The following is a 16827-nucleotide window of genomic DNA, read 5'->3' as shown; positions in this document are numbered from 1 at the left end:
CGGGATGTCGAAACGATCCGCGAATCAATCGAACAGCACGCGATCGAGGATCGGCCGCAAGAACGATCCCCGGCGCGTCTTCTTGGAGTGGACGAGTAACACCGGCTGCTCGATCGCGGCGGCGATCCGATCGGAGCGCTGTTCGACGACAAGGTCCGGAAGCCGTCGGTGGGTTACGGTGCTCAACATGACGAGGTCCGAGGACTCGAGCTCTCTCGAGAGTTCGCCGACCTCGTCGGTGGAGCGAACGATCGTCGAGTCGACGGGAACGGTACAGAGGTCGTCGAGTTCGTCGTGGTACTCCTCGATCGTCTCGACGAGTTCCTCGGGTGCGTCCTCCGAGACGGCAAAGAGGAACCGAAGACGAGCACCGAGCACGCTTGCCATCGCGTCGGCGAGTTCGACCTTGAGCGGATCGTTGAACGGGCTTCTGTCGGTGACGACCGCGATCTCGTCGACGTCGGTGGCTCGCTCGCCCTGGACGAAGACGACGTCACACGGGGCGTGTTCCATGATCCAGTCCGTGTCGCGGCCGAACAGGGTTCCGAGTCGGCTGGTCGCCTGCTGGCGCGCCAGGACGAGGTCGGCACCGGTTCTCTCGGCGAAGTTGACGACCGCGTGGCGGGTGTTGTGGCTGACGATCTCGCCGACCTCGACGGGGACCTCGAGGTAGCGGATGAGTTCGTCGGTCCGCTCTTCGAACTCGACGTCCGCCTCGGAGAGTTCGGACGCAGCTCGGTCGAGCGGAACCTGGTCCGGGACTTCGTCGAATCGAACGACGCGGATGCGTCCCCCTCGCTGCCGGACGATCGGAGCGGCGAGCTGTATGAGGGCGTCTTCCTGTTCGCGGGTGACGTCCTGACGGAGCGGGACGAGGATCTCGTAGGTGTCGTCGCGCTCGAGTTGCTCTTCGGTGTCGCTGACGAACTGACGGCCGGCTTCCCGGCGGGCAAGCCCCTTCGCGACGCCCTCGCGGTCGATGCGATCCTGTGCGTACAGTTTGAACCAGACGAAGCCGATGATCACGATACCGATCGATCCGACGATCTCGCGGAGTTCCATCTGGGAGATGATGAACACGCCCGAGACGATGCCGAACAGTTGCACCCAGGGGTACCCCGGCGTGTCGAAGTCGGGATCGTACCACTCGAGGTCTCGTTCGCGAAAGGCGATCAGCGCACCGCAGACGAGGATGTAGACGAGGATCTGGAACGCGCCGGCCATCTTGGCGATCTCGTCGACTTCCTGGGTGGCGACGATGAAGACGATGACCGCACCGGTCGTGAGGATCGCGACCGACGGCGTGTTGAACCGCGGGTGGATGTACTCGAACTTCTCCAGGAAGAGTTTGTCCCGGCTCAGCGCAAGCGGGTACCGCGAAGCGGTCAGGATCCCCGCGTTAGCGGTGCTGACGAGCGCAAGCAACGCGGCGAAGATTATCGTCACGACGGCCAGAAAGCCGACTGGAACGCCGCTGCCGAGTCCGGGAACGGCCATCGTCACGTGGCCGAAAAGCAGACTGGTCGCTTCGGCCATTGGTTCTTCGGTATCGGCCAGTTCGCCGCCTTCCATCACGCCGACCAGCACGAACACGAGCAGCGCGTAGAGGAAGCTGGTCGCGATCAGCGAACCGAGCAATCCGAGCGGGAGATTTCGACCCGGGTTCTCGATCTCTTCGGCGACGGCAGCGACTTTCGTCACGCCGGCGTAGGAGACGAGGACGAGCGCCGTCGCGGTGAGAATGCCGTCGATCCCCTCGTCGAAAAAGCCCTCGAAGTTAGCGCCCTCCACCTGGATGATGGAGGCGGCGACGAATCCCGAGAGGATGATCAGCATGACGATGACCATGATGAGCTGGAGACCTCCCGTCTGTTTCACGCCGATGAGGTTGACCGCGATGAGGACGATCGCGAACGTGATCCCGAGTGCCCGGACGCCGGGAATCGCCACCGTCGCCTCGAGGATGGGGACCGCGAGATCCCACGTCGGAAGCTGATAGATGAAGTTGATGTAAAACATACCGCCGTACAGCGCGAGAGACCCCTTGAGCATCAACATGAGCCAGGTCCCGAGCCCCGCGATCGTCCCGAACGACGGCCCCAGTCCGCGTTCGATGAAGACGTAATCCCCGCCGGCCTCGGGCATCGCCGTCCCGAGTTCGGCGATCGAAAGCGCCGCCGGAACCACGAGGATCGCGGCGATGACGAACGCGAGAATTACCGCCGGCCCGGCTTCGGCCATCGCGATCCCCGGGAGGATGAAGATACCGCTCCCGATCATCGCTCCCATACTGATCGCGATAACGGCGAGCAATCCCAGGTCTCGCTCGAGGTCTTTCGTCATTGGAAGGTGCTTTCGAACGAGAGTTTAGAAAACTTCGCATTTCGGAACCGATTGTCATCTATATTCATCGAGAATTAAATTCCGACACATATGGCGTTGTTTTGGTGTGCATTTGTTTCGTTTTGATGGCGGTCGCCGGACACCGGCTGTCGGGTCGAGCGGCCGGGTAGCTGATAAACTCGTTGTAGGCGGCCAACCCACTGTGTTTTTAACACCCGGGCGTGTAGGGAACTAGTAGCGAAACCCGCGGGCAAGTGCGTTCGTGTCTCACGGCGGTGTCGTGTGGCTGATGGGGGAGATCTCCCCCGCGATCGCATAGCGGGATGGCCGACGTGCTGTAAGACGCCGGGGCCGCACAACCGGGAGTCCGCGGACCGTTTCGATGAGAGTCCATCACGCGGCTTTCAGTGCTACAGAACCATGGAAATCGAAATTGCAACGATAGGCGGATACGAAGAAGTCGGGCGGCAGATGACTGCCGTTCGCGCCGGTGACGACGTCGTCATCTTCGACATGGGACTGAACCTCTCGCAGGTTCTGATCCACGACAACGTCGAAACCGAACGAATGCACAGCCTCGACCTGATCGACATGGGCGCGATTCCGGACGACCGGATCATGTCCGACCTCGAGGGCGACGTTCAGGCGATCGTCCCGACACACGGGCACCTGGACCACATCGGCGCTATCTCGAAACTGGCCCACCGGTACAACGCGCCGGTCGTCGCGACGCCGTTTACGATCGAGCTCGTCAAACAGCAGATCGAGGGCGAACAGAAATTCGGCGTCGAGAACGACCTGATCAAGATGGATCCCGGCGAGACGATGTCCATCGGCGACAGCGGCAAGGTCGAACTCGAGTTCGTCAACGTCACCCACTCGATCATCGACGCGATCAATCCGGTTCTCCACACGCCCGAGGGCGCGGTCGTCTACGGTCTGGACAAGCGGATGGATCACACGCCGGTTATCGGCGATCCGATCGACATGGATCGGTTCCGCGAGATCGGCCGCGAGGGCGAAGGCGTCCTCTGTTACATCGAAGACTGTACCAACGCGAACAAGAAAGGCCGAACGCCGAGTGAGAACGTCGCCCGCGAACACCTCCGGGACGTCCTCTACAGCATGGAGGACTACGACGGCGGCATCGTCGCAACCACGTTCTCGAGTCACATCGCCCGTGTGACCTCGCTCGTCGAATTCGCGAAGGACATCGGCCGCCAGCCCGTCTTGCTCGGCCGCTCGATGGAGAAGTACTCCGGAACCGCGGAACGTCTCGACTTCGTCGACTTCCCGAGCGACCTCGGCATGTTCGGCCACCGAAAATCCGTCGACCGAACGTTCAAACGGATCATGAACGAGGGCAAGGAGAACTTCCTGCCCGTCGTCACCGGCCACCAGGGAGAGCCGCGTGCGATGCTCACCCGGATGGCTCGCGGCGAAACGCCGTACGAACTGGACGACGGCGACAAGGTCGTCTTCTCGGCCCGCGTCATTCCGGAGCCGACCAACGAGGGCCAACGCTACCAGGCCGAGAAGCTCCTCGGAATGCAGGGTGCACGAATCTACGACGACATCCACGTCTCCGGGCACATGAACCAAGAGGGCCACTACGCGATGCTCGACGCGCTTCAGCCCCAGCACATCATTCCGGCCCACCAGGATCTGAAAGGGCTGTCAGGATACGTCAACCTCTGTGAGAGTGAGGGATACCAGATGGGCCGGGACGTCCACGTCTCGCGAAACGGGAACCTCATCCAGATCGTCGACTGATATGACCAGTCCCAAGGCACGGGAAGAGGCAGTACTCGAGGCGGTCCGGAAGCGTCGCGAGCGAGTCAACGAGGCGATTCCCGAAGAGTTGCCGATCCAGCGGCCCGAACGCCTCTACGAAGCATCACGCTATCTGCTCGACGCGGGTGGAAAGCGGCTTCGACCGACCGTCCTGTTGACCACTGCGGAAGCGCTCGCGGACGTCGATCCACTCGCCACCGACTACCGATCGTTTCCGACGCTCGACGGAGCGAACGGGCGGATACACGGGGGCGACCCGATCGACGTGATGAACGCGGCAGTCAGCGTCGAAGTCATCCAGTCGTTTACGCTGATCCACGACGACATCATGGACGACGACGATCTGCGACGCGGCGTTCCCGCCGTCCACAGGGAGTACGACCTCGAGACGGCGATCCTCGCGGGCGATACCCTCTACTCGAAGGCGTTCGAGATCATGCTCCAGACGGGCGCGAAACCGAGTCGAACCGTCGGCGCACTCGAGATTCTCGCGACGACCTGTACAAAGATCTGTGAAGGCCAGTCCCTCGACGTCACCTTCGAGGAACGCGAGAACGTCTCCCCCGAGGAGTACCTCGAGATGGTCGAACAGAAGACCGCCGTCCTCTATGCGGCCTCCGCGTGTCTGCCGGCCGTTTTGATGGGGGCAGACGACGAAACCGCTGACGCCCTCTACGGCTACGGCCTCGACATCGGCCGTGCGTTCCAGATCCAGGACGACGTCCTCGATCTGACGGTCCCGAGCGAGAAACTCGGCAAGCAACGCGGCAGCGATCTCGTCGAGAACAAACAGACACTGATCACCGTCCACGCGCGCAATCAGGGCGTCGACGTCGGATCGTTAGTCGATACGACCGACGTCGACTCCGTCACCGAAGCCGAAATCGACGACGCGGTCGCCGCCCTCGAGGAGACCGGTTCGATCGACTACGCCAACGGAATGGCACGGGATCTGGTCGAACAGGGCAAGGACCGACTCGAGGTGGTTCCCGACAACGAAGCGCGAGACCTGTTGTTCGAGATTGGCGACTATCTGATCGAACGCGGGTACTGAACGCCCGTCGATCGGTTTTTTCGGCCCGCCGTCTCTCGAGCGGCGGCGAACGTACACAGGGGTCACGTCGACCGTCGGCGGTTTATCGATTGCTCCGTTTTCCCCGTTTGTCTTCGCCCGCGTCAGTCCGTCCTCGTCGAAGTGTGCCCTCGAGTCCCCACAGAAAACGAGAGCATTCCGATGCCTGCGACGCAGTCGGGACAGTACGGCTCCGTGACGGAGCCGTATCGATCTGCGAGTTCCACACAGGGCACCGCCGAGAGGATGAACAGCCGGCCGTCGCCGATCGGATCGCCACAGCGAGCGCAGACGCGATCCGGCCGTTCGCTCAATTTTGCCGTGTCGGCGGGAACGCGGCTGGCGGTCATCGGGACCGCCCCCACTGTCGTCGGCTCGAGGCCCCGCTTGGTGAGTGGTGACGACGGAAGAAACGGCTATCGTCGTAGCTTCGATCCCGCGGGTGTTCGCTCACCAGTTGCGAATCGAACCGCCGGCGCTCGAGGCGGAATCGCGGGTGCTCGAGACGACGTTCGGTGTTACAATACGTTCCCGAAAGCGCGTGCTGATCGGACGCGATACTGTACCGTCGTGCGAGACCTTTTTGTCTCGGTGGCAGTAACGAAAGCATGGCAGCCAAACTGTCGCGGTTTGGAAGCCACCCGTCTCGGGTGCTACTACACCCGGGGCATTTCGTACGCATGCCCCCGCGTCCAGTTTTGGAGCGGATGGCTTCCGTCGTGATAGATGCACTGAATGTTAATATAATTACTGGTGTTTGGCGTCGGAAATAGAACGTCGGCCGGAAGGCGTTAGAGTAGTCGTTCGACAAAATTGATTCCGAACACCAGCCAAGCGCGCACTGATTTCGACGATTACGTCGCTTTCCGAGTGACGGGTATGAGAAGTGAGTAATACTCATAAAGTATTACGACGTACTGAAGATATGCCGCGCGTTACCACCAAAGGCCAGGTCACAATCCCGAAGGAGATCAGGGATTCTCTCGGGATCGAACCCGGTGACGAGATCGTCTTCGAAGAGGTTTCGTCCGGCTACAAGATCGAGAAGAAAGAGCCCACTACGGCAGACGGCGAGGACCCCTTCGAAAAGTACCGCGGGAGTGCCGAAAGCGACGAGACGATGCCGGATCGGATGCGTCGGCTCCGCGGGGAGTTCCCTCGAGACGGTGGCAACGAAGACGATGACGAGCCGGGGTCACAGACGTGATTACGGCAGTCGATACGAACGCGCTGCTCGCGCTGTTGTACGAAGACGAGCACGCCAACGAGAGTGAGGCTGAACTGCGACGCGTCTACCGGGAGGGGCGAGTCGTTATCACGCCGATCGTATACGCGGAACTCGCAGCGGACGGTCACTTCGATACCGAATCGGAACTCGATCGGTTTCTCGAGGACCTCAGTATTCAACTCGTCGAACCGTCACGAGCGGCGTTGTTCCGAGCGGGTGAACGGTTCCAGCAGTATACGACCCGACGCCCGGATGGGCTTCAGTGCCCGACGTGTGGGGCGAAACAGACGGTCTCGTGTGAAGCGTGTACTGAAAGTCTCACACCACGTCAGCATATCGCCGCGGACTTCCTCATCGGTGGACACGCAACCGTAGACGCTGATGCGTTGGTCAGTTTCGACGGCGGATTCTACGAAACGTACTTCCCGTCACTGACCGTCTACCCCGACTGACTTCTCGCGCTCACATCGACGAACCGCTCGCCGGGATTGGTCCTGCGAAGAACTTCGGCGGGGAAGTGTACTATAGTAGCCACCGAACGTCATTGCACACCGAATCGCGGGACGAGAGCGTGGTTCGGAGCGTACGCGGTTCGGAGCGAGTGAAACGAGCGAGAACCGCGGAACAGCGAACGGCGACCACAGGGAGCCGTGAGCGACCGAAGGAAGCGAGAACCGCGAAACAGCAAACGGGGAGGAACGACCCGTGAGCAGAACGAAGTGAGCGAGAACCCCTCGAGTCCCGGCCGACACCGCGGGGGTTTTGGTCCGGGCACGAATATCCACGACCAATGAACGACGATCTCCGCGAGCGCGTCGAGCGCGAGGCCGAGAAACACGCGCTGTTGAACGCCGTCAAACACGAAAGCGACGCCGACGTCGGTGCGATCATGGGGCCGCTGATGGGCGAAAACCCCGACTTTCGTCCCCACGGGGACGAGATTCCGGGCGTTATCGGCGGCGTCATCGGCCGAGTCAACGACCTCGCTTACGAGGAAAAACGCGAGCGCCTCGAGGACCTCGCACCCGACGAACTCGCCGAAATCGAGGCCGAAGACGAAGAAGACGAACACGACCTGCCCTCGCTGCCGAACCCAGACGACTACGACGAGGTCCGGATGCGCTGTGCACCCAACCCCAACGGCCCGTGGCACGTCGGCCACGCCCGGATGCCCGCCGTCATCGGCACCTACCGCGACCGGTACGACGGCTGGTTCTGCGTCAGATTCGACGACACCGACCCCGAGACGAAGCGACCGGATCTCGAGGCCTACGACGCCATCCTCGAGGACCTCGAGTTTCTGGGCTTCGAACCGAACGAGGTCTTCCGGGCGAGCGACCGACTCGAGACGTACTACGACTACGCCCGTGAACTGATCGAAGTAGGCGGTGCCTACACCTGCTCGTGTACGGGTGAGGAGTTCTCGGAGCTGAAAAACGCGGGTGAGCCGTGTCCTCATCGCGACAAGGACACCGACACGGTGCTCGCCGAGTTCGAGGACATGGTCGCCGGCGAGTACGAGAGCGGCGAGATGGTCCTGCGCGTGAAGACCGACATCGAGCACAAGAACCCGGCGCTGCGTGACTGGGTCGCGTTCCGGATGATCGATACGCCACACCCGCGCGAGGAGGCAAGCGAGTTCCGGTGCTGGCCGATGCTCGACTTCCAGTCGGGGATCGACGACCACCTGATCGGCATCACCCACATCATCAGGGGGATCGACCTGCAGGATTCGGCGAAACGCCAGCAGTTCGTCTACGACTACTTCGACTGGGAGTACCCCGAGGTCGTCCACTGGGGCCACGTACAAATCGACGCCTACGACGTGAAGATGAGCACCTCGACCATCTCGGAGCGTATCGAGGCGGGCGAACTCGACGGCTGGGACGACCCGCGCGCCCCGACGCTCCAGAGCCTTCGGCGGCGGGGCATCCGCGGCGAGGCGATCGTCGACGCGATGGTCGGGCTTGGGACCTCGACCAGCGACGTCGACCTCGCCATGAGTTCGATCTACGCCACCAACCGCGAACTGATCGACGACGAGACCGACCGCAGATTCCTCGTCCGCGACGGCAACCAGGTACCACTCGGCGGGAGTCCGCCCGCGGAGGCGAACCCGCCGCTGCACCCGGACCACGAAGACCGCGGGGTTCGGGAGATTCCCGTCGGCGACTCCGTCCTCCTCGAGCCAGCGGACCTCCCCGGGCGCGAGGAACGCATCTGGCTCAAGGGACTGGGCTGTTTCCAGTTCACTCGCGATACTCTCCAGTACACCGGCGAAGAAATCGACGTGGTGCGTGAGGGTGACGTCGACGTCGTCCACTGGGTGCCCGCACGCGAGAGCGTTCCCGTCCGGATGCGAACGATCGAGGGGGACGTGACCGGCCGCGCCGAACCGGGCGTGGCGGAACTCGAGGCCGACGAAATGGTCCAGTTCGAACGGGTCGGATTCGTCCGGATCGATCGTAGCGGGGACGAAGACGAGGAGACTGTCGTCTACTACGCACACGACTGATACGGTTTACTGTAAGTCATTGCCGGCGCACCCGCCGCCCGGGTCGCGGGTGCGCCGGTACACAGTTACAGTAATCCGTATGACGGGAAAACGGATCACGCCGGAAAACGGATCACGCTTTCGGAGCGGTTCCCGTTTCCGGAGACGTTCACAGCCACCGAACGCGAGACACTCGAGCGGGACGGTTCGACGGCGGCGGACGAATCCCCGTTGTGGATACCCACAACACCTTTCTCCGTCAGGGAAATCTGTGAGACTATGATCGACGAGACGGTCGAAGAGATCCAGGAGATGCAGACCCACAGCTCTTCTGTGGTCGCGATCCGTGCGACCAGGGCCCTAGAGGAGCTAACCGATCGCGAGTTCGCCACCGTCGAGGAGTACGTCCGCTCGCTCGAGCAAAACGGCGCGATACTCCGTCAGGCGAACCCTTCTCACGCTTCCCTACAGAACGCAGTCCGGGCCGTCGTCCAGGACGTCACCGCGGCAGAACCGGGAACCGTAGAAGAGGCCCAGGAACTCACGCTCGAGCGGATCGACGCGGTCGTCTCCCGTATCGAGTCCGCGAAGGAACGTGCCGCCGAGAACGCCGTTTCGCTCCTCGCGGACGACGCGACGCTTTTGACCCACGACTACTCGTCGACGGTGATCGAAGCCCTCGAGCGGGCGACCGCTGCCGGCAACTCTTTCGACGTCTACGTCACGGAGGCCCGACCGCGATACATCGGTAGGAAGACGGCCCGGACGCTCGCGGAAATGGACGGCGTGCGTCCGACGCTCGTGACCGACAGCGCCAACGGAGTCGTCCTCGAGGACTGTGACCGGGTCGTCGTCGGCATGGACTGTATCGTCGGCGAGACGCTGTACAACCGGGTTGGAACCTTCCCGATCGCGGCGACGGCCGCGCAACTCGACGTTCCCGTCACCGTCCTCGGCTCGGTGACGAAGATCGTCGACGAGGGGTTCGTCTTCGAGAACGACTTCCGCTCGAGCGTCGAGGTCATGCCCGAACCCGCGGAGGGGTTCGACGTCGAGAATCCAGCGTACGACGCGACGCCGACGTCGCTGCTCGAGAGTGTGATCACCGACGAGGGCCGCCGGGAGTTTTAACCGGCAACGGCTACCGGGAGTTTTAACCGGCAACGGAGGCCGGTTACCGTCCCCTCGAGTATCCGAACACTCACTCGGCCGTGAGGACAGCCTAACCCCGTCACCGTCGTACGTGGGCTATGCGCCTCGTGCAGGTGTTCGTTCCGGAGGGTGATCTGAATCTGGTCCTCGAGACGGCGGAGGCGACGGGCGTCGATTACGCCGTCTCCGAGGAGACGAGCCGCGGGGAGTTCGAGGCGGTCGTCTCGATCCCCGTCCCGCCGGCCGCCGTCGAACCGTTGCTCGCCGAACTTCGAGATGCGGGATTCGACGACGATTCGTACACGGTCGTCACGGCGGCCGAAACCGTCGTCTCGAGCAGAACCGAGGACCTGATTGGGGAGTTTTCCGGGGTCAGGATCTCCCGAGAGGAACTGCAGTCTCGAGCCGAGGATCTCGCGCCAGCGGCGTCGACGTACTTTACGCTGCTCGTGGTGAGTACGGCGATCGCGACCGCCGGATTGTTACTCGATTCGGCGGCGACGATCATCGGCGCGATGGTGGTCGCCCCGCTCATGGGCCCGGCGCTGTCTGCGAGCGTCGGCGTGGTCGTCGACGACGACGCACTCGCGACTCGCGGGATAGCATTTCAGGCACTCGGGCTCCTCGCAGCCGTCGCGACTGCGGCGGCTATCGGCTGGCTACTCAGGGGGACCGTGTTGCTTCCGCCCGGATTCGACGTCGCGACGGTTCCGCAGGTTAGAGAACGGATCACGCCGGACGTTCTCGCGGTGTTTCTCGCGCTCGGCTCCGGTATCGCCGGCGTGATCAGCCTCGTCCGAAACGTCGGTTCGGTGCTGGTCGGTGTGGCGATCGCCGTCGCCCTCGTGCCGCCGGCCGCGACCGTCGGACTCGGTATCGCCTGGGGTCACCCGACGATGATCGTCACCGCCGGCGCGCTCGTCCTCGTGAACATACTCTCGATCAACCTCACCGCGTTGATCTTCCTGTGGGTCTCGGGCTACCGTCCACACCACGCGGCGAACGTCGACCGCGTCTACGGTCGAATCCGTTCGCGCGTCGCAGTCCTGCTGGTTGGGATCGTCCTCCTCTCGGTCGTCCTCGGCGGCGTGACGTTCGGAACCTACCAGACCGCTGCGGTCGAACACGACGTCCAGACCGAACTCGAGGCGATGAGCGACGACCCCGCGTTCGGCGACCTCGCGTTCAGGGAGCTGTCGGTCGAGTACGAACTGATCGACGTCTATGCGGACAACCGGCCGGTGGTGACGGTTCTCGTCGAACGGCCGCCCGGCGAGGAGGAACCCGACGGGTTCGCCGACGACGTACGCGAGCGCCTCGAGGTCGCGACGGGTGTCGACCTCGAGGTCGTCGTCGAACTGGTCGACACCCGACGAAGCGGGTGACGGTCGAGTGAGAGGGGAGAAGCAGACGCACGTAACCGGCGAATCGGACGCACGTGACGGGCGAAGCGTGTCTGCCCGCCGACGACCCTCCGCTATTTCCGCTCGCCGAACGACCGGACTCCGCCCTCGGTGGGGGCCGCCCACTCGACGGCGTTTGAAAGCACCTGCTGGATCTCCTCGTTCTCGTAGATCGGATACGTCTCGTGGCCGGGTCGGAAGTAGAAGATCCGGCCGCTCCCTCGACGGTAACAACAGCCGCTTCTGAACACTTCCCCGCCTTCGAACCAGCTGGTAAACACCAACCGGTCCGGTTCGGGGACGTCGAACGGCTCGCCGTACATCTCGGTTTCCGGGAGTTCGATCGACTCTCCGATCCCGTCCACGATCGGGTGACCGGGGTCGACGACCCACAGTCGCTCCGTTCCGCCGTCTTCGCGCCACTGGAGGCTACAGCTCGTTCCCATGAGCCGCTTGAAGGGTTTCGAGTAGTGACCCGAGTGGAGGACGATCAGGCCCATCCCCTCGAGAACGCGCTCCTGGACGCGGTCGACGATCTCGTCTTCGACCTCGTCGTGGGCTTCGTGTCCCCACCACAGTAACACGTCAGTCCGCTCGAGGCGGTCCTCCGTGAGGCCGTGTTCGGGCTGTTCGAGGGTCGCGGTTTCGACCTCGTGGTCGTCGGCGAAGACGTCGGCGAGCGCGGCGTGGATGCCGTCCGGATAGATCGCAGCGACGTCCTCGTCCTCCCGTTCGTGTCGGTACTCGTTCCAGACCGTGACGTCCATGGTGACTGTCGTCCATCGGCCACGCCCTTAGGTCGGCTGGTTCGAGAATTGAACCGATCAACCATCTGGACAACGTTTCGAAAACTCGTAGTAGAAACAGATTGTTTATACTGAATGTGTTGTAAAATGAGGTTATTAAGCAGTCACAACCCTTATTTTGATCGCCGACTGCGTACTCACATGGAAATCTGGACTCACGGACAACCAACGGCGAAACGGCTCATTTCTCACCGCTCGCTCACTCTCACACCCGAGAAATCAGGTGTTTCTCCATGATCGGCGCGGGGATCGGGGTGGGAATCGTCGGGCTCGGAGGCATGGGAACCCTCCACGCTCGAAGCCTCGAGGAACTCGGGGCCGACGTCGTCGCCGGAGCCGACCTCGTCGAGGCCCAGCGGCGGCGCTTCGCCGACGAGTTCTCCGCGAGCACCTACGAAACCCACGAGGGGCTCGTCGTCGACGACGCCGTCGACGCAGTCGTCATCGCGACTCCGAACCGGTTTCACGAACCGATCGCCGTCGACGCGCTGGAGGCCGGCTGTCACGTCCTCGTTGAAAAACCCCTCGCCCACACGCTCGAGAGCGCAGAACGGATCGAAACCGCCGCGAAGAAGGCGGACGGAACCTGTATGGTTGGCTTTCACAACCGTCACGCGGCGTCGATGGCGATGTTCGAGGAGTACGCTGCGCGCGGCCGGTTCGGCGAGTTGACGCACGTCGAGGCGAATTACGTTCGGCGACGTGGCGTCCCCGGGCCGGGTTCGTGGTTTACCGATCCGGATCTATCCGGTGGCGGCGCGTTGCTCGACATTGGCGTCCACGCGCTCGACCTCGCGCTCTACGCCCTCGATTTCCCCGAGATAACCGAGGTCTCGGGCACGACCCGCACCACGTTCGGAAGTCAGGAGGAGTACGCCGACCCCGACGGGTTCGGCGACAACTGGAACGCAGAAAGCGAAACGTACGAGGTCGACGACTCCGTCACCGCGTTGATCCGATGCGAGAGCGGACAGACGATTTCACTCGAGGCGGCGTGGGCGACCAACCGCGAGGAGAGCATGGACTTTCGCGTCCGCGGCACGCAGGCGGGTGCGCAGTTCGACATCGGCGGAACCGAACTGAAGATTCTCGAGGCCGGCACGGCAGGTTGTGACCATTACGCGGACGTCGCTCTCGACGGTGACCCGACGGTCACGGGGTACTCAGAACAGGACGAGGAGTTCCTCCGTGCGATCGCGAACGACGCCGACCCGGAGACGAACACGCTCGACGAAGCGTTGCTCGTCCAGCGGGTTATCGACGCGATCTACCGGTCGGGTGAACTCGGCCGCTCGGTACAACTCGAAGCGCCCTCGCTCGAAACCGAACCAGCACCACGGATCGACCACCACTCGGACTGACGTTATTCCACCGGAGTCCCTCTCGACATCAAACTCTTTATGGTGAACATATACCCCCAGGAGCGGTGCAAACTAGGCTGCTATGAGACGCCGAACGGCGCTCGAGGCGATCGGTGCATCGATACTCGCAGGAACGGCGGTCGCGACCACGGCGTCGGCTACCGGCGGCCCCCGGATCGTCGAACTCGAATCGGAGATCGACACGGGCGACCCCGACGCCGGTGACAAATACGCGGTCGAATATCTCGGCGACGGACGGGTCGAACTCACCGGCTCGACGACCGTTCCCAAATCGTGTTACGAAGCCGAGGTCGTGGGTATCGAGTCCACACAGTACGGCGACGTCGTTCGAGTCAAGCCTGTCCAGACCGGTGACCTGTGTCTCGACGTCGTGTCGCGCCTGCAGTTTCGCATCGAACTCGCGTACGACGACGACGCCGAGGACGTCTTTCTCGAGTTCCTCGAGGAAGGCGGTCGGTGACGACCGACGCGACGAACATTCCGGTAGTCGGTGCGGACGGTCGGTCGCTTGTTGTGGACGGCTGGTCGGTGGCTGTGGACGGTCGACCCCGGTTTCACCCCGTCGTCGCGTTCCGACAGGGGTGAACCGCATCCGCGACGAGAACCTATTTCACGTCCGGCCGGCCACACTCACCCGATGGTTTCAGCGCTCTTCGACGAAAGTCAGTGGGAACCGGTCGAGGACCTAGACGCGGAGTTTCGGGACATCACGTACCACCGTGCGGTCGATTCCGGAACGGTGCGAATCGCGTTCGACCGCCCCGAACTCCGGAACGCGTTCCGCCCGGGGACGGTCGACGAACTATACGACGCACTCGATCACGCGAAACGACAGACTGACGTCGGCTGTATCCTGCTGACGGGAAACGGCCCGTCGTCGAAAGACGGCGGCTGGGCGTTTTGCTCCGGCGGTGACCAGACGGTTCGTGGCGACGACGGCTACCAGTACGAGGGCGACGGGGAAAACGAGTCCCAGCGCGCGTCGAAACAGGGCAGGCTCCACATCCTCGAGGTACAGCGACTGATCCGCCACGTGCCGAAGGTGGTCGTCTGTGTCGTCCCCGGCTGGGCGGTCGGCGGTGGGCACTCGCTGCACGTCGTCTGTGACCTGACGCTTGCAAGCGCCGAGCACGCGAAGTTCCTCCAGACCGATCCGGACGTCGCGAGTTACGACGCCGGCTTCGGCTCGGCGTTCCTCGCGAAACAGATCGGCCAGAAGAAAGCCCGCGAGGTGTTTTTCCTCGGAAAGACCTACTCGGCAGCGGAGGCCGCCGAGATGGGAATGGTCAACGAGGCGGTCCCACACGACGAACTCGAGGAGACGGCCCTCGAGTGGGGCGAGCGCATCAACTCGAAGAGCCCGACTGCGATGCGGATGCTCAAGTACGCGTTCAACATGACCGACGACGGCATGGTCGGCCAGCAGGTGTTCGCCGGTGAGGCAACTCGCCTCGGCTACATGACGGACGAGGCAAAAGAAGGGCGGGACGCCTTCGTCGAGGGCCGAGAGCCGGAGTTCGACGAGTTTCCCTGGCACTACTGATACGGTTTGCTGTACGTCCTTGTCGGAGCGAGCGGGACGGCGTCCGGTCGCGCCGGCAAACAGTGACAGCAATCCGTCTGATACGTCGGCCAGCATGACTCGAGTGGCTGACTGCGGTTGTTCTCGCAATACCTGCCGCTATCTGTGTGTCCGGTAGCGCTCGGTGACCCGGCCGTTCCATCTCGAGATCAGGGTTTGGCGTCTTCTGGCGTCGAGTCTGGGTGTCCGTGGCCGTCGCCAGCCGCGGTAGTTTCGACGCGAAGCGCAACGCTTTGGGCGTTCCGTCCCCGAACTCCTGTCAGTGATGGCACCCGATCGGTCCTCGCTGTCGCGCCGTGAGTACGTCCGAGCGCTCGTAGCCGCGGGTGGCGCGAGCGCCCTCTCGGCGTGTCTGGACGCAGTCGGTGGCGGTGACGAGAGGTCGGGTGTCGACGCGCCGCCTGGAACGGACGATCCCGACTCACTCCCCGGACGCCAACACGCCTGGAACGGCGCGCTCTCGAGCGACGACGACGGAAACGTCCAGTTGCCGGCCCACCACGTTCTACTCGCACTCTCGTTGCACGAAGGACCGGACGAGGACGCCCGTGAGACGACGGAAGCAGCGCTGCGAACCCTCGAGCGGGCCTACGAGTGGAGCAACGACGGATTGGTCTTTACGATCGGGTACACGCCGGCGTACTTCCGGCGGTACCACGGATCGATCCCGGACTCGGTCGACCTCCCCGAACCGGTCGCGCTGACCGATCGGGAGAATCCGACGTTCGACGAGTTCGACGCCGTCGTCCACCTCGCGAGCGACCGTCCCGAGGTCGTCCTCGAGGCGGAGGAAGGGCTGGTCGGCGACCGAGAGACGGTAAACGGCGTCGACGTCGAAACGGACCTCGGGAGCGTCTTCGACCGGCTGGACGATCGGCGGCGGACGGGGTTCGTCGGCGAGGGGCTTCCCGCCGACCGGACGGACCTCTCGGGCGTCCCCGACTCGGTTCCCGAGGAGGCACCGTTTTTCATGGGCTTTCGCTCGGGGTTTCGGGAGAGTCAGGCGACGGAAGACCGGGTGACGATCGAGGACGGTCCCTTCGCCGGCGGCACGACCCAGCACGTCTCGTCGATGGATCTGCAACTCGAGGTCTGGTTCGAACAGGACAACCACTACCAGCGCGTCTCGAAGATGTTCAGCCCCGAACACGCCGAGGGGGACCTCGTCGGATCGGTCGGCGAGCGACTCGAGACGACGAACGGGTTGAGCGACGAACGCATCGAGGCGACCGCGGCCGACGCCCGGGAGCGCGGCGTCGTCGGACACGCACAGAAAGCGGCTCGAGCCCGGGAAGACGGTGAACCGCTGCTTTTGCGGCGGGACTTCAACACCGGCGACGGGGACCGACCTGGTCTGCACTTTCTGTCGATCCAGCGGGAAATCGGCGAGTTCGTCCGCGTCCGGGAGGCGATGACCGGCGCGGACCTCGACGTTCCGTCCGCGAACAACGGAATCCTCCACTACATCTTCGTGAACCGCCGCGGAAACTACCTGATTCCGCCCCGTTCGCTCCGGTCGCTGCCGCCGGCCGACCCGGATTCGGAACGTGAACCAATCGACTAACACGACG

At 63.2% G+C, this 16827-nt stretch carries 15 protein-coding genes; 12 read left to right on the top strand and 3 right to left on the bottom strand.

The genetic code is table 11. From position 1 onward, the window contains the following. Positions 1-24: 24 nt before the first annotated feature. Positions 25-2343: an amino acid permease gene (locus EA473_RS07105; protein ID WP_124194969.1), complete on the bottom strand. Its 2319-nt coding sequence runs from the start codon at positions 2341-2343 to the stop codon at positions 25-27. A 420-nt stretch (positions 2344-2763) separates the two neighbouring features. On the opposite strand from EA473_RS07105, the gene EA473_RS07100 reads away from it, so the two are divergent. Both EA473_RS07100 and idsA3 read left to right on the top strand, forming a co-directional pair. Further along, the gene (locus tag EA473_RS07100) at positions 2764-4116 is read left to right on the top strand and encodes a ribonuclease J (RefSeq protein ID WP_124194968.1); all 1353 of its coding nucleotides are present in this window, start codon (positions 2764-2766) and stop codon (positions 4114-4116) included. A gap of 1 nt (position 4117) precedes the next feature. Then, positions 4118-5191, top strand: a complete 1074-nt coding sequence (gene idsA3 / locus EA473_RS07095; RefSeq protein ID WP_124194967.1) for a geranylfarnesyl diphosphate synthase — start codon at positions 4118-4120, stop codon at positions 5189-5191. A 122-nt stretch (positions 5192-5313) separates the two neighbouring features. Here the strand turns inward: idsA3 and EA473_RS07090 are convergent, their stop codons facing one another. Continuing rightward, positions 5314-5559, bottom strand: coding sequence for a hypothetical protein (locus EA473_RS07090; RefSeq protein ID WP_124194966.1), 246 nt, complete (start codon positions 5557-5559; stop codon positions 5314-5316). A 575-nt stretch (positions 5560-6134) separates the two neighbouring features. Here EA473_RS07090 and EA473_RS07085 point away from each other — a divergent pair. The 5 genes from EA473_RS07085 to EA473_RS07065 all read left to right on the top strand — a co-directional run bounded on the left by EA473_RS07085 (position 6135) and on the right by EA473_RS07065 (position 11468). Further along, positions 6135-6416 carry an AbrB/MazE/SpoVT family DNA-binding domain-containing protein gene (locus EA473_RS07085; RefSeq protein ID WP_124194965.1) on the top strand — a complete coding sequence of 94 codons (282 nt, stop codon included), beginning with the start codon at positions 6135-6137 and terminating at the stop codon, positions 6414-6416. Continuing rightward, positions 6413-6889 carry a type II toxin-antitoxin system VapC family toxin gene (locus EA473_RS07080; protein ID WP_124194964.1) on the top strand — a complete coding sequence of 159 codons (477 nt, stop codon included), beginning with the start codon at positions 6413-6415 and terminating at the stop codon, positions 6887-6889. Before EA473_RS07085 ends, EA473_RS07080 begins: the two co-directional genes overlap by 4 nt. 338 nt (positions 6890-7227) lie before the next feature. Beyond that, positions 7228-8952 carry a glutamate--tRNA ligase gene (locus EA473_RS07075; protein ID WP_124194963.1) on the top strand — a complete coding sequence of 575 codons (1725 nt, stop codon included), beginning with the start codon at positions 7228-7230 and terminating at the stop codon, positions 8950-8952. A gap of 258 nt (positions 8953-9210) precedes the next feature. Next, positions 9211-10062: a translation initiation factor eIF-2B gene (locus EA473_RS07070; RefSeq protein ID WP_124194962.1), complete on the top strand. Its 852-nt coding sequence runs from the start codon at positions 9211-9213 to the stop codon at positions 10060-10062. A gap of 119 nt (positions 10063-10181) precedes the next feature. Then, on the top strand, positions 10182-11468 hold the full coding sequence (locus EA473_RS07065) for a TIGR00341 family protein (protein ID WP_124194961.1): 1287 nt from the start codon (positions 10182-10184) through the stop codon (positions 11466-11468). Between the two features lie 92 nt (positions 11469-11560). On the opposite strand, the gene EA473_RS07060 is transcribed toward EA473_RS07065, so the two are convergent. Then, entirely contained in the window at positions 11561-12253 is a 693-nt protein-coding gene (locus EA473_RS07060) for a ThuA domain-containing protein (RefSeq protein ID WP_124194960.1), read from the bottom strand. Between the two features lie 272 nt (positions 12254-12525). On the opposite strand from EA473_RS07060, the gene EA473_RS07055 reads away from it, so the two are divergent. The 5 genes from EA473_RS07055 to EA473_RS07040 all read left to right on the top strand — a co-directional run bounded on the left by EA473_RS07055 (position 12526) and on the right by EA473_RS07040 (position 16820). Next, positions 12526-13653, top strand: coding sequence for a Gfo/Idh/MocA family protein (locus tag EA473_RS07055; protein ID WP_124194959.1), 1128 nt, complete (start codon positions 12526-12528; stop codon positions 13651-13653). An 82-nt stretch (positions 13654-13735) separates the two neighbouring features. Beyond that, a complete protein-coding gene (locus EA473_RS07050) occupies positions 13736-14134 on the top strand; it encodes a hypothetical protein (RefSeq protein ID WP_124194958.1) in 399 nt (132 codons plus the stop codon). Further along, positions 14131-14259, top strand: a complete 129-nt coding sequence (locus EA473_RS23035; RefSeq protein WP_279387650.1) for a hypothetical protein — start codon at positions 14131-14133, stop codon at positions 14257-14259. Before EA473_RS07050 ends, EA473_RS23035 begins: the two co-directional genes overlap by 4 nt. 52 nt (positions 14260-14311) lie before the next feature. Further along, complete coding sequence (locus EA473_RS07045) at positions 14312-15217, top strand: 1,4-dihydroxy-2-naphthoyl-CoA synthase (protein WP_124194957.1); 906 nt, start codon at positions 14312-14314, stop codon at positions 15215-15217. Positions 15218-15518: 301 nt separating this feature from the next. Next, positions 15519-16820: a DUF7405 family protein gene (locus tag EA473_RS07040; RefSeq protein ID WP_124194956.1), complete on the top strand. Its 1302-nt coding sequence runs from the start codon at positions 15519-15521 to the stop codon at positions 16818-16820. Positions 16821-16827: the final 7 nt, after the last annotated feature.

Origin of the sequence: Natrarchaeobius chitinivorans, assembly GCF_003841505.1 — an archaeon.
Taxonomy (GTDB): Archaea; Halobacteriota; Halobacteria; order Halobacteriales; family Natrialbaceae; genus Natrarchaeobius; species Natrarchaeobius chitinivorans.
Note: the sequence above shows the minus strand (reverse complement) of the source record. Positions and strands in the feature narration are given on the sequence as shown.